At 73.8% G+C, this 15,542-nt stretch carries 13 protein-coding genes; 4 read left to right on the forward strand and 9 right to left on the reverse strand.

Features of this window, described 5'->3' with window-relative positions; genetic code table 11:
* The first annotated feature begins 9 nt into the window (after nt 1-9).
* Nucleotides 10-996, forward strand: coding sequence for a GlcNAc-transferase family protein (locus tag QSK20_RS17480; RefSeq protein WP_285789643.1), 987 nt, complete (start codon nt 10-12; stop codon nt 994-996).
* A gap of 7 nt (nt 997-1,003) precedes the next feature.
* Here QSK20_RS17480 and QSK20_RS17485 read toward each other — a convergent pair whose 3' ends face one another.
* Nucleotides 1,004-1,753 (reverse strand): Fpg/Nei family DNA glycosylase, encoded by a 750-nt coding sequence (locus QSK20_RS17485; RefSeq protein WP_285789644.1) that lies wholly within the window; start codon nt 1,751-1,753, stop codon nt 1,004-1,006.
* A 114-nt stretch (nt 1,754-1,867) separates the two neighbouring features.
* Here QSK20_RS17485 and QSK20_RS17490 point away from each other — a divergent pair, with 114 nt between their 5' ends.
* Nucleotides 1,868-2,944, forward strand: a complete 1,077-nt coding sequence (locus QSK20_RS17490) for a spore photoproduct lyase family protein (protein ID WP_285789645.1) — start codon at nt 1,868-1,870, stop codon at nt 2,942-2,944.
* Nucleotides 2,945-3,012: 68 nt separating this feature from the next.
* Here QSK20_RS17490 and QSK20_RS17495 read toward each other — a convergent pair whose 3' ends face one another.
* Entirely contained in the window at nt 3,013-3,399 is a 387-nt protein-coding gene (locus QSK20_RS17495) for a hypothetical protein (protein ID WP_285789646.1), read from the reverse strand.
* 208 nt (nt 3,400-3,607) lie between these two features.
* Between QSK20_RS17495 and QSK20_RS17500 the strand changes: the two genes are divergently transcribed.
* Both QSK20_RS17500 and QSK20_RS17505 read left to right on the forward strand, forming a co-directional pair.
* Entirely contained in the window at nt 3,608-5,161 is a 1,554-nt protein-coding gene (locus QSK20_RS17500; protein WP_285789647.1) for an alkaline phosphatase D family protein, read from the forward strand.
* Nucleotides 5,162-5,547: 386 nt separating this feature from the next.
* The gene (locus QSK20_RS17505; RefSeq protein WP_285789648.1) at nt 5,548-6,603 is read left to right on the forward strand and encodes a hypothetical protein; all 1,056 of its coding nucleotides are present in this window, start codon (nt 5,548-5,550) and stop codon (nt 6,601-6,603) included.
* A gap of 358 nt (nt 6,604-6,961) precedes the next feature.
* Here QSK20_RS17505 and QSK20_RS17510 read toward each other — a convergent pair whose 3' ends face one another.
* The 7 genes from QSK20_RS17510 to QSK20_RS17540 all read right to left on the reverse strand — a co-directional run bounded on the left by QSK20_RS17510 (nt 6,962) and on the right by QSK20_RS17540 (nt 15,521).
* Nucleotides 6,962-7,438: a hypothetical protein gene (locus QSK20_RS17510; RefSeq protein WP_285789649.1), complete on the reverse strand. Its 477-nt coding sequence runs from the start codon at nt 7,436-7,438 to the stop codon at nt 6,962-6,964.
* Between the two features lie 14 nt (nt 7,439-7,452).
* A complete protein-coding gene (locus tag QSK20_RS17515) occupies nt 7,453-8,844 on the reverse strand; it encodes a hypothetical protein (protein ID WP_285789650.1) in 1,392 nt (463 codons plus the stop codon).
* A gap of 2 nt (nt 8,845-8,846) precedes the next feature.
* The gene (locus QSK20_RS17520; RefSeq protein WP_285789651.1) at nt 8,847-9,098 is read right to left on the reverse strand and encodes a hypothetical protein; all 252 of its coding nucleotides are present in this window, start codon (nt 9,096-9,098) and stop codon (nt 8,847-8,849) included.
* Nucleotides 9,099-9,153: 55 nt separating this feature from the next.
* Nucleotides 9,154-11,373, reverse strand: a complete 2,220-nt coding sequence (locus tag QSK20_RS17525; RefSeq protein ID WP_285789652.1) for a transglutaminase TgpA family protein — start codon at nt 11,371-11,373, stop codon at nt 9,154-9,156.
* A complete protein-coding gene (locus QSK20_RS17530) occupies nt 11,370-12,716 on the reverse strand; it encodes a DUF58 domain-containing protein (RefSeq protein ID WP_285789653.1) in 1,347 nt (448 codons plus the stop codon). Before QSK20_RS17530 ends, QSK20_RS17525 begins: the two co-directional genes overlap by 4 nt.
* A complete protein-coding gene (locus QSK20_RS17535) occupies nt 12,716-13,699 on the reverse strand; it encodes an AAA family ATPase (RefSeq protein WP_285789654.1) in 984 nt (327 codons plus the stop codon). Before QSK20_RS17535 ends, QSK20_RS17530 begins: the two co-directional genes overlap by 1 nt.
* A gap of 94 nt (nt 13,700-13,793) precedes the next feature.
* Complete coding sequence (locus tag QSK20_RS17540; RefSeq protein WP_285789655.1) at nt 13,794-15,521, reverse strand: serine/threonine-protein kinase; 1,728 nt, start codon at nt 15,519-15,521, stop codon at nt 13,794-13,796.
* Between the last annotated feature and the right edge of the window lie 21 nt (nt 15,522-15,542).

A 15,542-nucleotide genomic window follows, 5' to 3' on the forward strand; every position in this document is an offset into this window, starting at 1 on the left:
ACCGACCTGATGAGCATCTTCGTGTCGGTGGCGGCGTACCGCGACCCGGAGCTGGTGCCGACCGTGCTGGACTGCCTGGCGAAGGCCGACCACCCGGACGAGCTGCGCATCGTGGTCAACTGGCAGCATCTCGGCGGCGAGGACGTGTCGGCGTTGCGTGCCGATCCCCGGGTCACCGTGCTGGAGTTCGACGCCCGGCGCAGCCGGGGCGTGTGCTGGGCCCGCGCGCAGATCCAGCGCAGCTACGTCGACTCCGACTGGTACCTCCAGGTGGACAGCCATACCCGGTTCGCCCCCGGCTGGGACACCCGGCTGATCGCGATGGCCGAGCAGACCGGGGCGGCCAAACCGATCCTGAGCTGCTATCCCCCGACCTACGATCCGGCGGTCGAGTTCACCGGCGGCGGCGAGCCGACCCTGATCTTCCTCAGCGGATGGACCCACGACGGCCTGCCCCGGTTCAAGCACTTCCGTATCCCGGACTGGCAGGAGGCCACCGCGCCGGTCCCGGCGCGTTTCGTGGCCGCCGGGTTCCTCTTCGCCCCGGGCTCCTTCGTCCGCGAGGTGCCCTACGACGAGCGCATCTACTACCAGGGTGAGGAGATCAACCTGGCCACCCGCGCGTTCACCTGGGGCTACGACCTCTTCCATCCGGTCGAGGTGCTGGCCTGGCACTACTACATCCGCGAGAACCAGCTGCGGCACTGGATGGACCACCGGGCACCGGGCGCCGACTACTGGTACGACCTGGACCGGGCCGGTCGCCGCCGGGTGTCGACCCTGCTGCGGTACACCATGGTGGGTGGCTTCGGCGCCGGCCCGGTCCGCTCGATGGCGGAGTACCGGGAGTACGCGGGAATCGACTTCGTACGGCGCACCGCGACGGCCGAGACGCTGGCCGGTCGGCTACCGGCCCGCCCGGAGGCCCCGCGGGCGCCCGTCGGCTCCGCGCCGCCGACGCGAGCCATGCGGTCCACGGCGGGGGCACCCTGCTGACCCGGGTTCAGGCGCGCGGCTGGTCGACCGGGCAGGCGTACGCGGAGCGGCCACCCAGCTCCCACACCCGCACGGGTGCGCCGCAACGTCGGCACGCCGGACGCTTGTACACCCACCGCTCGTCCGGCGCGGTCGGGTCGCTGACCACCTGGCCGGCGTCCCGGCCCAGGGCCAGGTACCGCACCGCGAGGTCCCACAACCGCCGGGCGGTCGGCGGCTGCACCCCCCGGGTGTCCGGGTCGAGGCCGGCGAGGAAGAGCAGCTCGGCCCGCCAGGCGTTGCCGATGCCGGCCCAGACGGCCTGGTCGAGCACGGCGACGCCGACCGCGCCCCGCACGGCGGCCAGCCGGCGTACCGCTTCCGCCGGGTCGGCGTCGGCGCGCAGCGGGTCGGGCCCGAGCGAGTCGCGCAACGCCTGCTCGCCGTCGGCCGGGAGCGGTTCGCACCGGATCGGGGCGATCAGGTCGTACGCGACGGCGTCGCCGGCCAGCCGGAGTCGCACCCCGCCGCGCGGGGCGGCGGTCGGGTCGTCGTACCGGAGGAACAGCCCGCGCATGCCAAGGTGCACGTGCAGGGTCGGGCTGTCGTCCAGGTGGTAGAAGAGGCGCTTGCCGTACGCCTCCACCGCGCGCAGCCGCCGTCCGTCGTACGGGCCGGGGTCGAAGCGGCCCTGCGGGCTGGAGACGGCCAGCACCTGCCCGGCGAGTGCGGCATGCTGTTCGCGGGCGTACCGGTGGACCAGGTGTCCTTCGGGCATGTCAGCGGTCCGGGCGGGACACGACGGGCATGGCGGCGCATACCCGGCATGACCGCTCCGATAACCTCGGTCATCGGCGGAATGAGGATGGATGCTCCGTAGTTGTACGGGTTCGTGACTGACGTCGTCCCGCACTCCCGGCTGCTCGACATCCGGCGGATCTACCTGGAGCCGGAGGCCGCCGCGCTGCCGCGCGGCCAGCAGGTGCTGGCCCGGTTCCCCGACGCCGAGCGCGTCGAGGTCGACAGCCACACCCGCATCCCCGAGCTGTACGGCGACGAGACGAACGTGTCCCGCTGGGTACGGATCAAGACCGAGGCACTCGTGCTCGGGGTGAAGAAGTCGCTCACCGCCCGGCCGAACGGCCGTTCCGCCGACTTCATCGCCCCGTCCACCGCCAACGGCTGCGCCATGGCGTGCGCCTACTGCTACGTCCCCCGGCGCAAGGGCTACAGCAACCCGGTCACCGTCTTCGCCAACATCGAACGGATCACCGGTTACCTGTCCCGGCACGTGGCCCGGCAGGGCGTCAAGGACACCCCGAACCAGTGTGACCCGCACGCGTGGGTGTACGACATCGGCGAGAACTCGGACTGCTCGCTGGACGCCCGGGTCAGCGACAACGTCCGGGACCTGGTCGCCTGCTTCCGCGACCTGCCCACCGCGAAGGCCAGCTTCGCCACCAAGCACGTCAACCGGGACCTGCTCGACTGGGACCCGCGCGGACGTACCCGGATCCGGTTCTCGCTGATGCCCGCCCGGGACGCCAAGCTGCTCGACATCCGCACCTCACCGGTCGCCGAGCGGATCGCCGCTATCGACGACTTCGTCGCCGCCGGCTACGAGGTGCACGTCAACTTCAGCCCGGTGGTGGTCCGCGACGGCTGGCTCGACGACTGGGCGGAGCTGCTCGACCAGCTCGACGCCGGCATCGGCCCCCGGGCCAGGGCACAGCTCGCCGCCGAGGTCATCTTCCTCACCCACAACGACCGGCTGCACGAGGTCAACCTGGGCTGGCACCCGAAGGCCGAGGAGGTGCTCTGGCGCCCGGACCTCCAGCAGCCCAAACGCTCGCAGTCCGGCGGCTGGAACGTGCGCTACCGCACCGGGCACAAGGGCCGCTACGTCGCCGCGCTGACCGATCTGATCACGGCCCGCCTTCCGTACTGCCCCATCCGCTACGCCTTCTGACCTGGGGGTCGGCATCAATTGGCACAGCGACGCCCGCTGGTGACCGGCGGCCTGTGCGGCCCCGGTGGTCAGGGAGTGGGCGGCACGACCGGCCGGTCGCCCACCGGCTCCGGCAGCCTGACCACGGCGACAGCCGCGCCTCCTGACGCGCACGTTCCCCCGGTCGTGCCGAGCACCGTGACGACGACGGTCGTGGAGGTCGTCCGCACCGTGGCGCCCTCGATCCGGCGACACGCCCCACCGGGTACCCGCACCGTCAGGGCGGTACCGCTCGGGTCGATCGAGTCCAGCGTCCAGGGCAGGAATTCGTACTGTCGGGCCTCGTCGGCGGGCAGCTCGCGTAGTGGCGGGAGAGACGTCGTCGCGTACGGGACCGGGGGTGGGCCATCGTCAGCGCAGCCGGCCACCGCGACGAGGGACACCGACAACAGCGGACAGAGGAGGAACGACCGCACCCGCACAAGACCTCCCGGAGCCACGGTCGGTCCGACGCGTTCCGGGCGGACACCGTTCCGTTCCGAGCCGGCCGGCACCGCCGGCCGATCAAGTGACCTGGGATTGTTCAGCGGCTGAGCGCGTGCCGTTCATCCCCAGGGGCAGGACATGGTCACCGGCGGCCCTTAGACAGACGAGGTCCCCGAAAGATCACCCGATGGGAGCCGCATGTCTGTCACCCGACGGTCCGTGTTGAGGTGGGGCGGCGCGGCCGTCGCCACCGCCCTCGTCGCCCCGCAGGTCACCGCAGGGCCGGCGCTCGCCGTGCCGCTGCCGGCGGACCCGTTCACGCTGGGCGTGGCCTCCGGCGACCCGTCGCCCGACGGGGTGGTGCTGTGGACCCGGCTGGCACCCTCGCCGCTGGACCCGGACGGTGGCATGCCGGGGGTGCCGGTGCAGGTGAACTGGCAGGTCGCCACGGACGAGCGGTTCACCGACGTGGTGCGCGCCGGCAGCGTACGGGCGGAGCCGGGCTGGGCGCACTCGGTGCACGTCGAGGTGGACCGGCTGCTGCCGGACCGGGTCTACTTCTACCGGTTCCGGGCCGGCCGGCACCTCAGCCCCGTCGGGCGGACCCGCACCTTCCCCGCCGCCGGTGCCGCGGTGACGTCCATGACGCTCGCCGCGGTCTCCTGCCAGTCGCTTCCCGCCGGACGCTACGCCGCCTACCGGCACCTCGCCGCCGGTGACCACGACCTGGTGCTGCACCTCGGCGACTACATCTACGAGGCGGCCGGGGCGGCCAACCCGAAGGCCGGGCCGGACCGCAGGCACGCGCCGTTCAAGGTGATCCGCACCCTGGAGGAGTACCGGATCCGGCACGCGCAGTACCGGCTCGACCCGGACCTCCAGGCCGCACACGCCGCCGCGCCGTTCCTCTGCGTGCCCGACGACCACGAGGTCGTCAACAACGCCGCCGGTGACCTCGGCGCGGACGGCAACAGCACGCCGGAGGTGTACCTGCCGCGCCGGGCGGCGGCGTTCCAGGCGTACTACGAGCACCTGCCGCTGCGCCGCTCCTCCATGCCGCAGGGCCCGGCGATGCAGTTGTACCGCCGGCTCGACTACGGCAACCTGGCGCAGCTGACCCTGCTGGACACCCGGCAGTACCGCAGCCCCCAGGAGGACGGACCGACCTTCCAACGCCTCAAGCCCTCGGCGTACGACGTCGCGCGCACCATGACCGGCCCGGACCAGGAGCGCTGGCTCCTGGCGGGCCTGGCCGCCTCGTCGGCCCGCTGGAACGTCATCGGCCAGCAGGTCTACTTCGCCGCGATCGACATGGAACCCGGGGACGCCGAGTTCTACAACACCGACAAGTGGGACGGTTACCCGGCCGCCCGGTCCCGGATCACCGGCTTCCTCCACCAGCGCCGGCCGCGCAACCCGGTGGTGCTCAGCGGCGACGTGCACGCCGCCATGGTCAACGACATCACCCTGGACGCGGATCCGACGTCGCCGGTGGTCGCCACCGAGTTCCTCGGCAGCTCGATCACCAGCGAGAAGGGCAACAACGATCTCTTCGAGGCGGCGCTGCCGGAGAACCCGCAGGTCCGGTACTACAACGGGCGTCAGCGCGGCTACCTGTCCTGCACGGTGACGCCGGAACAGTGGACCGCCGACCTCTGGTTCGTCGACGACGTCCTCGACGCCGGATCGCCGGTACGCCGGGGCGCGTCCTACGTCCTGGAGGACGGGCGGCCCGGGGCGCAGCCGGCCTGAGTCCCGTCGACGCGGTGCCGCGACCGGACGGACGGTCGCGGCACCGGGCGTTCCGTCCGGACTGCTCGGGGCACCCCGGTAGATGCCCGGTGTCCCGGATGACCCTTCGTGGGTCACGGCACTAGCGCCGCACAGGCATGCTCGAAGTGCTGATGCCCCAGGTGGAATAGGACTCACATGGCTCACCAAACGGTTGGCACCGACCGGGACGCTCAACTCGTGCCCCACTTTGGCGAAGTCGAAGCCGGACGCGTGGACCGGCGATTTCAAGCAGGCGGGGCGGCAGGTCGCCGTGCAGATGCCGTTGGTCGAAGGAGGGTCAGGACAGCCGGACCGCTGAGGCAGCTCGACGGATCTTGCCGTGGACCCGTGGCGGAGGTGCTCTGATGGCGTCACGCTTCGATGACGTCGCGCTCCGCGCCCCCGTCGATCCTGCGCTCGCCCGTGCGGAAGGTCGCGAACTGATACGTCACGAAGGTGGACGTTTCGGCGAGGCTGCGGCCGGAAGTCGGATCATGTTCCGGGCTGCCGTACTTGTGGTCGGTGCGGGGGTGTTGGCCGCCCTGTACGTGCTGATGGTGCAGCTCATGTTCGGGGCGCCCGGTGCCGATGCCACGACGGTGGTGATCGCAGGTCTCATGGTGGCTCCGCTCGCCGTGATGCAGATCCGGGGCGCCGTCCGGGGGCGTCGGGCCTCGGAGGTCGGCTGGTACCGGCTGAGGCGCTTCACCGAGGCGAATGGGATGTCCTACACAGCCATCGAGAAGGATCCGGTTCGACCGGCGGCGTTGTTCCGCGTCGGATCGTCGCGTGTCGCGAGTGATCTGGTGACCGCGACTGCGGATCGTCCGTTCGAGGTCGCGAACTACGCCTACGACACATGGACGGCACGGACGCGCATGCCGCACACGGCCTGCTACGCCATGTTCACCGTGCGGACAGCGTTGCCGCCGATGACGCTGGTGACCGCCGCGCGAGATATCCCGTCCTGCGCATGGAGGGTGCCGCCGTCGCAGCGGCCGTTGGTGATAGGCGGCTCGTTCGACGCGCATTTCCAGGTTCACTGCGCACCGCAGGATGACGACGCCGTCCGGAGGCTGCTCACCCCCGCGGTGCAGGAGACGCTCGTCGAACTCGTCGGGAACTGCGACGTCGAGATCGTCGACGGCCGGGTCTTCTTCATCGCCCGTCGGGCGCTGCCGAACACGGCTCCCGCATTCTGGGAGTGGATCGAGGACCTCGCCGCGCTGGTGGACGAGCAACTGGACCGACAGGTCGGTTCTGCCGTGCCAGGGATGCCAGTCGAGGATGAAGCGCGTCGATCGCGTAGAGCAAAGCTGTTCGAGAGGACGACGGTGCGTGGAACGGCAGTCGTCGGATGCTTGATCCCGTTGCTGTTCGGAGTCGTCGCGACGGCTGTCATCAGCGCGACCATGCGGTAGGCACGCTCGACTACGAAGGGAGGGGCCCGGCGTCGGGGTGGCGGCGGGTGAGCGGACATCTGTTGTTGCTCGTGGCTGTGGCAGCTCAGATACACGACACGCCGAGCCGATTACACCTCAGGCAGCCACGAACCCTCGGCCACCTCGACCTGCCTGCCGGTCGGCGGCACGACCTGCGGCTATGGCAGCGGCAGATGGGCCGGCTCCTGCGCATCCTGGCCGACAAGGCCATGCTCGCCGGTATCACCGTCGAGCGCGGCACGTCCTCCACCTGGCCCCTCCACCAACTGGTTGGGAGGCTCGCGCGAGGTTCCACAACACGCCACCGGATACCTGGTGAACGTCAGAGGACACCGCGCTAGTGGATCAACTCGAAGGAGGCCATCACCGAGGTCAGGGTCGACTCGTCCGGGTCGGCGCGTCCGGCCAGGTACGTACCGAGCATGGTGTAGACACTGCGCAGCCCGGACGGCGAACGGTCCGGCGCCTCGGTCACCACAGCGATCTGGCGCACCTCGCGCCCCTCGACCACGGTCTCGCTGGAGCGGACCGCGACCGGCAGTCCACCGGGGGCGGCCGGCTGGTCGATGCCGGGGTCGACGACCCGTCGCGGCGCATCGTCGCTCAGTGCCAACTCGGCCACCTCGCCGAGGGTGAGATCCTCGGGCAGTCGCCGCCCGAAGACCACCAGGTTGGCCCGGAAGTCGTCGGCCGGCGGGCCGAGGAAGGCGATCAGCCCCTCGGTCGGTTCGACGGCGCTCCACTGCTCCGGCGCGTCCAGCCGGAACGGCCACAGCCCGGGGGAGATCGCGTTCGGCCACTCCACGGCGGTCATCAGTCTTCCTTCTCTCAGAACGGGTTGAGCTTGCCGGCCACGTCGGCGACCGCCTTGGCGCCGTCTCCGATGTGGCCGGCGATCTTCGGTACGTCCACCTCGCCGCCGACCGTGATCTTGCCGCCAAGGCCGAGCGCCAGACCGACGCTGGCCTGCACCTTCACCTTGCCGCCGTCGATCCCCGCGTCCACGCCGGCCGAAGCGCCGACGCCGATCTGCCCCTCCGCGACACCCCGGGGACGCACCCCGAGCACGTCCACCTCGCCCCGGGCGCTGCCCCGGAGTCCGGCGAAGGCCTCTGCCTCCGCCCGGAGCCGGCCACCGCTGCGTCCCGCGTTCAGGTCCAGCCCGCCGCTGGCGTCCGCGCCGCCCCGGCCGCGCAACTCGCCCTCCGCGCCGAAGCCGCCGGCCCGCAGCTTGGCCTTGAGCCGGGCGTCGAACGCGGTCACCTCGGCCCGCGCGTTGAGGGTGGTGCCGTACCGGTCCTTGCCGACCCGGCCCAGGCCGCCCTCGGCCATGGCGAGTCGGTGCAGCAGGCGCAGTTGCGCGTCCACGCTCCCGTTGCGTCCCTTCAACAGGGCCTTCTCGTAGTTCTTCCACGCGCCCTGCCAGGTACGGGAGCCGTACAGCAGGGAGAAGAGCGGTTCCCGGGGGCTCAGGCCGTTGCGGGCCAGCCGCCGCCGCTCCGCGTCGGTCAGGTTGCGGCCACCCGTGCCCCGGCGCTTGTTGGGCAGGCTGCGGGTCTTCAGGTCGTCGAGGAGCCGGGGGCCGAACACCGTGTGGTTCTTCACCGCTCCGGGAGCGCCCGGCGCGCCCGGGACGGCCGGCGCGAGCGCGGCGGCCGACTGGCACACCGCGACGAACGTCCGCACGGCGCGCCTGCGGTCCCGCAACGCGTCCTCGTGCCGTTCGGCGGCCCGGCGGTGCGCCCGCTCAGCCTCCTCCACCTCACGCTGGGCCCGGAGCACCCCGGACATGTCCGGGGCGGGAACCTCCAGCCCGGCGGCACGGTCGGCCGAGGCACGCTTGGCCGCCGCGCCGAACCCGATCTGCTCGGCGCCCAGTTGCCGACGGGCCTCGTCCAACCGGGTCTCGGCACGGTCCAGCACCTTCCGGGCCCGCTGCTCGTCCTCGATCGGTCCGGCGACCGTGCCGAGCGCCTGGGCCACCCGCTCGTGCGCGGCCCGTGCCGCGGCGAGCGCGGCGTCCAACGCGCCGAGGGCACCGTGGAACCGGGCACCGGCCGGGCCGACCAGCACCTGGGCGGCACCGGCGGTACCCGTGCCGGCGAAGCTGGCGCTGGCCCGCCGCACGGTACGCACCGAGTGGTCGAGGGCACCGGCGCGGGCCCCGTTGTCCCGGGCCGCCCGGCGCAGGGCGTCCGGGTCGGCGGTGTCGGTCGTCATGGTCACTCCCCGGCCAGGGCGAACGCCACGGCGGTCATGTTCGCCTGGCGGGCGATGACGCTCGCGGCGTCCTGCAACCGTTCGAACTGGGCGCTCCATCGGCGGGTGAAGTCGGCCAGCGCAGCGTCCGCCGCCGGATCACCCACCGACGCCGTGACGGGGCAGGTCCGGGGCAGTCCGGCCGCCGCCGTGCTGACCGCGGTGCTCACCGCACGCAGCCCGGCGGGGTTGGCCCCAATCGATCCCAAGCTCATGAACGACACGCTAGGTCCGCGCCGGGCGACGGGAAATGGGAAGTGTTCCCCAGCGTCACCGCCCGGTGCCGGCCACCGGGGTCCTCGGCGGAACCCGCAGCGCGGCGGCGATCCGCTGCCGCCGGGACGACGCTGTGGCGAGGTGTCGCCGTACCGTGTCGGCCAGGGCCCAGGCCCGGTCGGCCTCGGCGATCGTCACCCGCGCCGGGCCGTAGGCCGCCGCGTCGACCAGCGCCACCAGTGCCCGCGCCGGTCCGTCGGCCGCCGGGACCCGGCCGGTCAGCGTCGCCAGCGCCTCGCCGGTCGTACCGGCCGGGGAGACGGTGACTCCCGTCTCGGCACAGCGTTCCAGCGTGTCCCGCCAGGCGGCGAGCAGCCGGCGGCCGGGATCGTCGAGACGGCGTCGCCTGGCCCGCACCGCCCGCTTGGCCGTCGGCGGCACACCCACCAGCACGAACAGTCCCAGTACGGCGAGCAGCGCCACGGCCGGCCAGGGTGGACCGGACGCCGGCCGTCCGGCGTCTGCGGCGGCACCCGGTGGGGCGGACGAGCCGGTGGAGCTGGCGGGGTTCGGCGCGCTCGGCGTACGGGCCGGCTCGGGTGCGCTGCTCGGTGGCGGATCGGGCTGGTCCGGACGGCGGTCCCCGGACTGGCCGGGGGTCGGGTGGAACGGCACCCAACCGGCGTTGGTGAAGCGCACCTCCGCCCAGGCGTCCACATCCCGGCCGGTGACCACGCGACTGTCGCCGGGGCCGGTCCGGGTGCGGAACCCCACCACCACCCGGGCGTCGTAGCCGAGCGCCCGGGCCAGCACGGCGAACGCCGACGCGTACTGCTCGGCGGTGCCGTTGCGGGTCTCCAGCAACCGGTCGATCTGGTAGAGCCCGTGCCCGGCCGGCGGGCGGGGCGAGGTGTCCAGCCGGTAGTCGCCGTTGCGGGCGAAGTGGTCGGCGAGCCGGCGCAGGGCGGGGTAACCCGAGCCGGCCCCGGTGATCGAGGTGGCCTCGGCGAGCAGTCCGGCCGGCACCGACCCGGCCGGCACAGATCCCGGCGGGAGCACGGCCGGCGGGTCGGCCGGCAGGTCCGCCACGGTGAAGCGGGGTACGGCGCTCCGCACGGTGTACCCGTCCGGGGCCGGCCGGTTCTCCGGGAAGATCACGTCCCCGGTGGTCCGGTCCACCCCGAGTCCGCCGAGCGACACCTCTACCGGCCGCCCGGCGCTGACCAGCCATTCGAGCGGGCCGCGCTGGTCGATCCGGATCTGCTGGGTGACCAGCTCCGCCGGACCGGTCGGGGCGGGCAGCTGACGTCCGGCCCGCCAGTAGGTGGCCGCGCTGGTCCAGTAGGTGCCGTCGAAGCGGTCCAGGGTGGCGTACCGCAACCGGTCGGGCGTCCCGTCGCCGGTGACGGTCAGTCGCAGGCCGAGTTTTCCGGTGCGCAGCGCCGGGAACTGGGCCAGCGGGCTGCTGCCGGTGCGCGGGCGCACGGGCTGCGCGACCAGGTCCCGGGGATCGGCCGGGGTCCGCTCACCGGCCACGGTGACCAGGGCCGGCCCGAGCAGGCTGGCCGCCGCCCCGGCGGCCAGCACCAGGACGAGCCCGGGCAGGCCGACCAGCCGGCCGGCCAGGCCGCCGGCCCCGGCCCGCGCGGCTCCACGGCCGGGACCGGCGGCCTGGCCGCGCCCGTCGAGCCCGGCGGACTGGGCCTTCCGGTCGGGGTCGGCGTCCGGGTTCCGGTGTCCGGCGGCGGCGGTGGCGAACATCGCCAGGGCGATCGCGGCCACCGCCGGTGCCAGCCAGCCCGGAACCCCGGTCGGCGTGGTCAGCAGCAGGCCGGCGGTCATCGCCAGCAGCGGTGCCGGGAACGCCCAGGGCACGGCGGCACGACGCAGCGACGGTTCCACCGCGCCGATACCGGCCAAGCCGGCGAGGACCGCGACCAGGGCCAGTTCCGGTCCGCCCGGGTCGACCGGGGGCACGGAGGTGAGCAGCCGGTACGGCCCGTCGGTGACCCGGGCCGGACTGACCAGCCCGACGTAGGCGACGAGCACCGTCAGCTCCACGGTGAGCCGGGTGACCGGCGGAACCCGGGTCGTCGCGGCGAACAGCATTCCGGCCAGCGCCGGCAACAGGGCTGCGCCGGCGGTCGGCAGCAGGTATCCGGGGTCGGCCAGGGCCTCGTCAGCGGTGCGGCCGAAGAGTCCCGCGAACGCGACCACCGGCGCCAGCCCGAGCAGGCCGGCGAGCGCCGCCCTGGTCAGGAGCCATCGGCTCACCGTCGGCCTCCCGCGAGGCTGCTGTACGCGGTCGCCGCGGTCCGGGCCCGGTCGGCGCGGATCACCACCAGACCGCCCTGGACGCTGACCGACGTACCGGCCGGCTGCGGGACTCCGACGGCCGGCCGGGGTGGAACCGGACCGTCCGGGGCACCGGCGGCGGGCTGCGCCGACCCGTCCCCGACGAGTTGCACCAGCACGATCCCGCCGAACCGGCGGGTCTGCCCGGTCAGCGCGGGCGCCAGCGCCGGATCCGCGCCGCTGACCACCACCAGCCCGCCGCCGGCCGGGGCGCGGGCGACCATCGCCAACAGCTCGGTCGGATCACCGTCGTCGGTACGGCTGGCCGCGGCCAGCCGGTCCAGCGGACCACGGGCACCGAGCCGGGCCAGCTCCGCGACGTCCTCGCCGAGCACCGCGAGGTCGACCGCCTGACCGGAGCGGCTGGTGGAGACCACCACCGAGGCGGTCAACTCCACCGCCTCCTCGAACAGTTCCCGGTCGAGCACGGTGGCCCGGGTGTCCAGCAGCACCGCGGCGCTCGGTTCGGTGGTGTCCACCCGGTCCTGGACGATCAGCTCACCCGCCCGCGCGGTGGAACGCCAGTGGATCTGCCGGGGATCGTCGCCCGGCCGGTACTCGCGCAACGCGGCGAAGGCCATCGAGCCCCGGAGCACCCGGTCGGTGAGCCGCCCCTCGAAGTCGAGGACCGGGCCGATCGGCAGCGGACGGACCGGATGCGCCCGGGGCCGTACCCAGACCTGGTCCGGTGCGGCCAGGGTCTGCGTACGCAGAGCCAGCCGCAGCGGGTCACGGCGGTGCAGCCGTACCGGCCCGAGTCGCAGCACGCCCCGGTCGGCGGTCGGCACCGGGTAGCTGAGGCGGGTCGTCCCACCCGGCGACAGCGGGGGCACCACGATCCGCAGCCCGCCGCCGTGGTCGTCCCGGTCGCGTCGCCGCCGCGCGGAGGCGGTCCGCCCGGCGGGGGTCGCGTCGACGGCGCTGGTGGCCGGGCCGGACGCGGGACGGCCGCCCAGCGCGGTCAGCCCGTCGACCGCCTCGAACCGTCCGGTCCGCAGGCGTCCGGCGTTGACCACCTCCAGCCAGCCGGTTACCTGGTCACCGACGGTCACCCGGTGCGGGGCGACGGTACGGGTCACCCGGACCCGGGCCGGCATCCGGACCAGGATCGCGGCGACGAGCACCACCGCGACCCCGGTGGCACCGAGCCCGCCCAGCGTGGGGTAGCCGCCGAACGCACCGGCGGCGAGCAGCACGATCGAGCCCAGGGCCACCGCCAGGCCGGTGCCGGTCAGCCCGGTGCTTCGGCACAGGCGACGCATCAGACCCGGGCCGCCAGCGGGACGGGCACCGTGCCCAGCACGTCGCGCAGCACGTCGTCGGCGGAACCGCCCTCGATCTCGGTGGCGGAGGCGAGCAGCAGCCGGTGCCCGAGGGCCGGCTCGGCGACCGCCTTCACGTCGTCGGGTACGACATAGCCGCGCCCCTGCCCGGCCGCCCACGACTGGGCGGCCCGGACCAGGGCCAGACTGCCCCGGGGGCTGGCGCCGAGCCGCAGGCGCGGGTCCCGGCGGGTCGCCTCGGCGATGCGGGCGACGTACTCGGCCACCGCGTCCGCCACGTGCACCCGGCTGACGTACTCGATCATCCAGCGCACCTGCTCGACGCTGGCCACCGGGGAGAGTTCCGGGGTCCCGCCGTCCCGGGACCGGCCGACCAGGATGTCCCGTTCGGCCGCCACGTCCGGGTAGCCGACGGAGATGCGCAGCAGGAAGCGGTCGAGCTGCGCCTCCGGCAACCGGTAGGTGCCGGCCAGGTCGACCGGGTTCTGGGTGGCGACGACCAGGAACGGTGCCGGCACCGGATAGCTGCGACCGTCCACGGTGACCTGCCGCTCCGCCATCACCTCCAGCAACGCCGACTGGGTCTTCGGCGACGCCCGGTTGATCTCGTCGGCGAGCACCAGGTGGGCGAAGGCCGGGCCGGGCCGGAACTCGAAGGTGCCGGTGCGCTGGTCGTACACGGTGGTGCCGGTGATGTCCGAGGGCAGCAGGTCCGGGGTGAACTGGATGCGGTGCCAACTGGCGTCCACCGAGGCGGCGATGGCCTTGGCCAGGGTGGTCTTGCCCACCCCCGGCACGTCCTCGACCAGCAGGTGACCGCCGGCGAAGAAGCAGGTCAGGGCGAGACGTACCGCCTCCGGCTTCCCGGACAGCGCCCGGGTGACGTTGGCCCGGACCGCCTCGTACCGGCCCGCGAAGTAGGCGGCGGGGTCGTGGCCGGCCTCGGTGTTGCTGGTGTTCACGCGATCCTCGCTCTGGGAGTCGGTGGGACGACCGGGTACGGCGGGTGACGCGGGTCGCCGGATGAGGGGCGGGTCCGCCGGTGCGGCCGGTGGGTCAGCTCGGATCCTTGGCCGACTGCCTGCCGTCGGCGGTCAGGCAGACCGGTTCGGCCGGGGCCGGTGGGGGCCGGTCGGTGACCACCAGGGCCCAGACCCGGTAGCAGTGCCGGGTCCGGCGGTCGACGCCGGGGATCAGGTACGGCGGCACCTTCTCGGCCGCACCGACCTGACCGATCTTCGTGTCGTCCCGCCAGATCACGTACGAGTCGAAGCCCGGCAGCTTGGACTGGTCCCCGAAGTCCAGGCGCACCGTGCCGGCGCGCGGGCTGCTCGCGGTGACCGGCAGCGGATACAGCTGGGCGGTGGGACCGGTCGGGGCGGTGGGGGTGGCGGCCGTGGTGTCCGGTCGGGCGGTGTCGTCCGGTCGTCCCCACCACACGCCCACGCCCGCGCTGACCAGGGTCAGTACGGCCAGCCCGGCGGCCGGGACCAGCCAGCGGCGGCGTTTCGCCGGCTCGGGTTTCGCCGGCTCGGGGACCGGCACGGTCGCGCCGGTGGTGGGCAGCGCCTCCACCGCGCCGCCCGACCGGGCCGCCCCGGTCGACGCCGGCCCGGTACGGGCGGCTCCCGACGCCGGTCCGGTGCGGGCGGTTCCGGTCGACGCCGGTCCGGCGGGCGCAGCCCCGGTCGACGGCGTCACGGCCGCCGGTGCGTCCGTGCCGGTCCGGCCGGCCGGGGCGGCCCCGGCGGTGGAGTCGAGGCGCAGGTCCGCCGGATCCGGTCTCTCCACCCCACCGACCGGGGTCGGCTCGAAGCGCCACGCCGGTTGATCCGCCTCGGCGGCCTGCCGCGCAGGCGGCAACGGCGGTGGGGCGTCGACCGGTAGCGTGCCGGCCGGTCCACCCAGGTCGGACAGCCGTTCGGCGAGCCGGACCGGGTCCGGCCGCTCCTCCGGGCGCTTGGCCAGGCATTCCCGCACCAGCTGCCACAGCGGCTCGGCCAGCCCGTCCGGGCGGACCGGCTCGTCCTCGATGTGGGCCCGCAGCAGCCCCAAGGGATGCTCGGCGTCGAACGGCCGACGGCCGGCCAGCAGTTCGTAGCCGAGCACCCCGAGGGCGTAGACGTCGACCGCCGCCGTGGCGGTACGGCCCAGGGCCAGCTCGGGAGCGAGGTAGGCGGGCGTGCCGACCGTGTAGCCGTGCTGGGTCAGCGTCTGCCCGTCGGCGACCTGCGCCACGCCGAAGTCGGTGAGCCGGGACCAGGGTTCGCCACCGCGCCAGGTGACCAGGACGTTCTCCGGCTTGACGTCCCGGTGCACGATCCCGGCCGCGTGCACCTCGGCCAACGCGCCCGCGACCTGGGCGAGCACGGTGACCGCCCGGTCCCGGTCGAAGGCGCCCCGGCTGGCGGCGACCCGCAGGTTCTCCCCGGTGACCAGGTCCATCACGATCGCCAGGGTGTCCCCCTCGACCACGAGGTCGTGGACCGGCACCAGGTGCGGGTGCCGCAGCGCCCGGAGCGCGTTGCGTTCGCGCAGGAAGCGGGCCACCGCCGCCGGGTCCGCCGCGTACTCCTCACGCAGGGTCTTGATCGCCACCGGGGCGTCGTCAGCCAGGCGTCGGCCGCGCCACACCCGACCGTGGGCGCCCTCCCCGATCGGGCGCTCCATCACGTAGCGGCTGCCGAGCGCGACAGCCTGCTCGGCCGGCGGGGTCGGCGCGGCGGGAGGCATGGTCGGCGGCAGCGTGGGTTGCCCCGCCGGGTCTACGTCCGGGGTGGTCATGATCTCCACGGTTACAGGGGT

The sequence above is a fragment of the Micromonospora sp. NBRC 101691 genome, assembly GCF_030269285.1.
GTDB classification, from domain to species: Bacteria; Actinomycetota; Actinomycetes; order Mycobacteriales; family Micromonosporaceae; genus Micromonospora; species Micromonospora echinospora.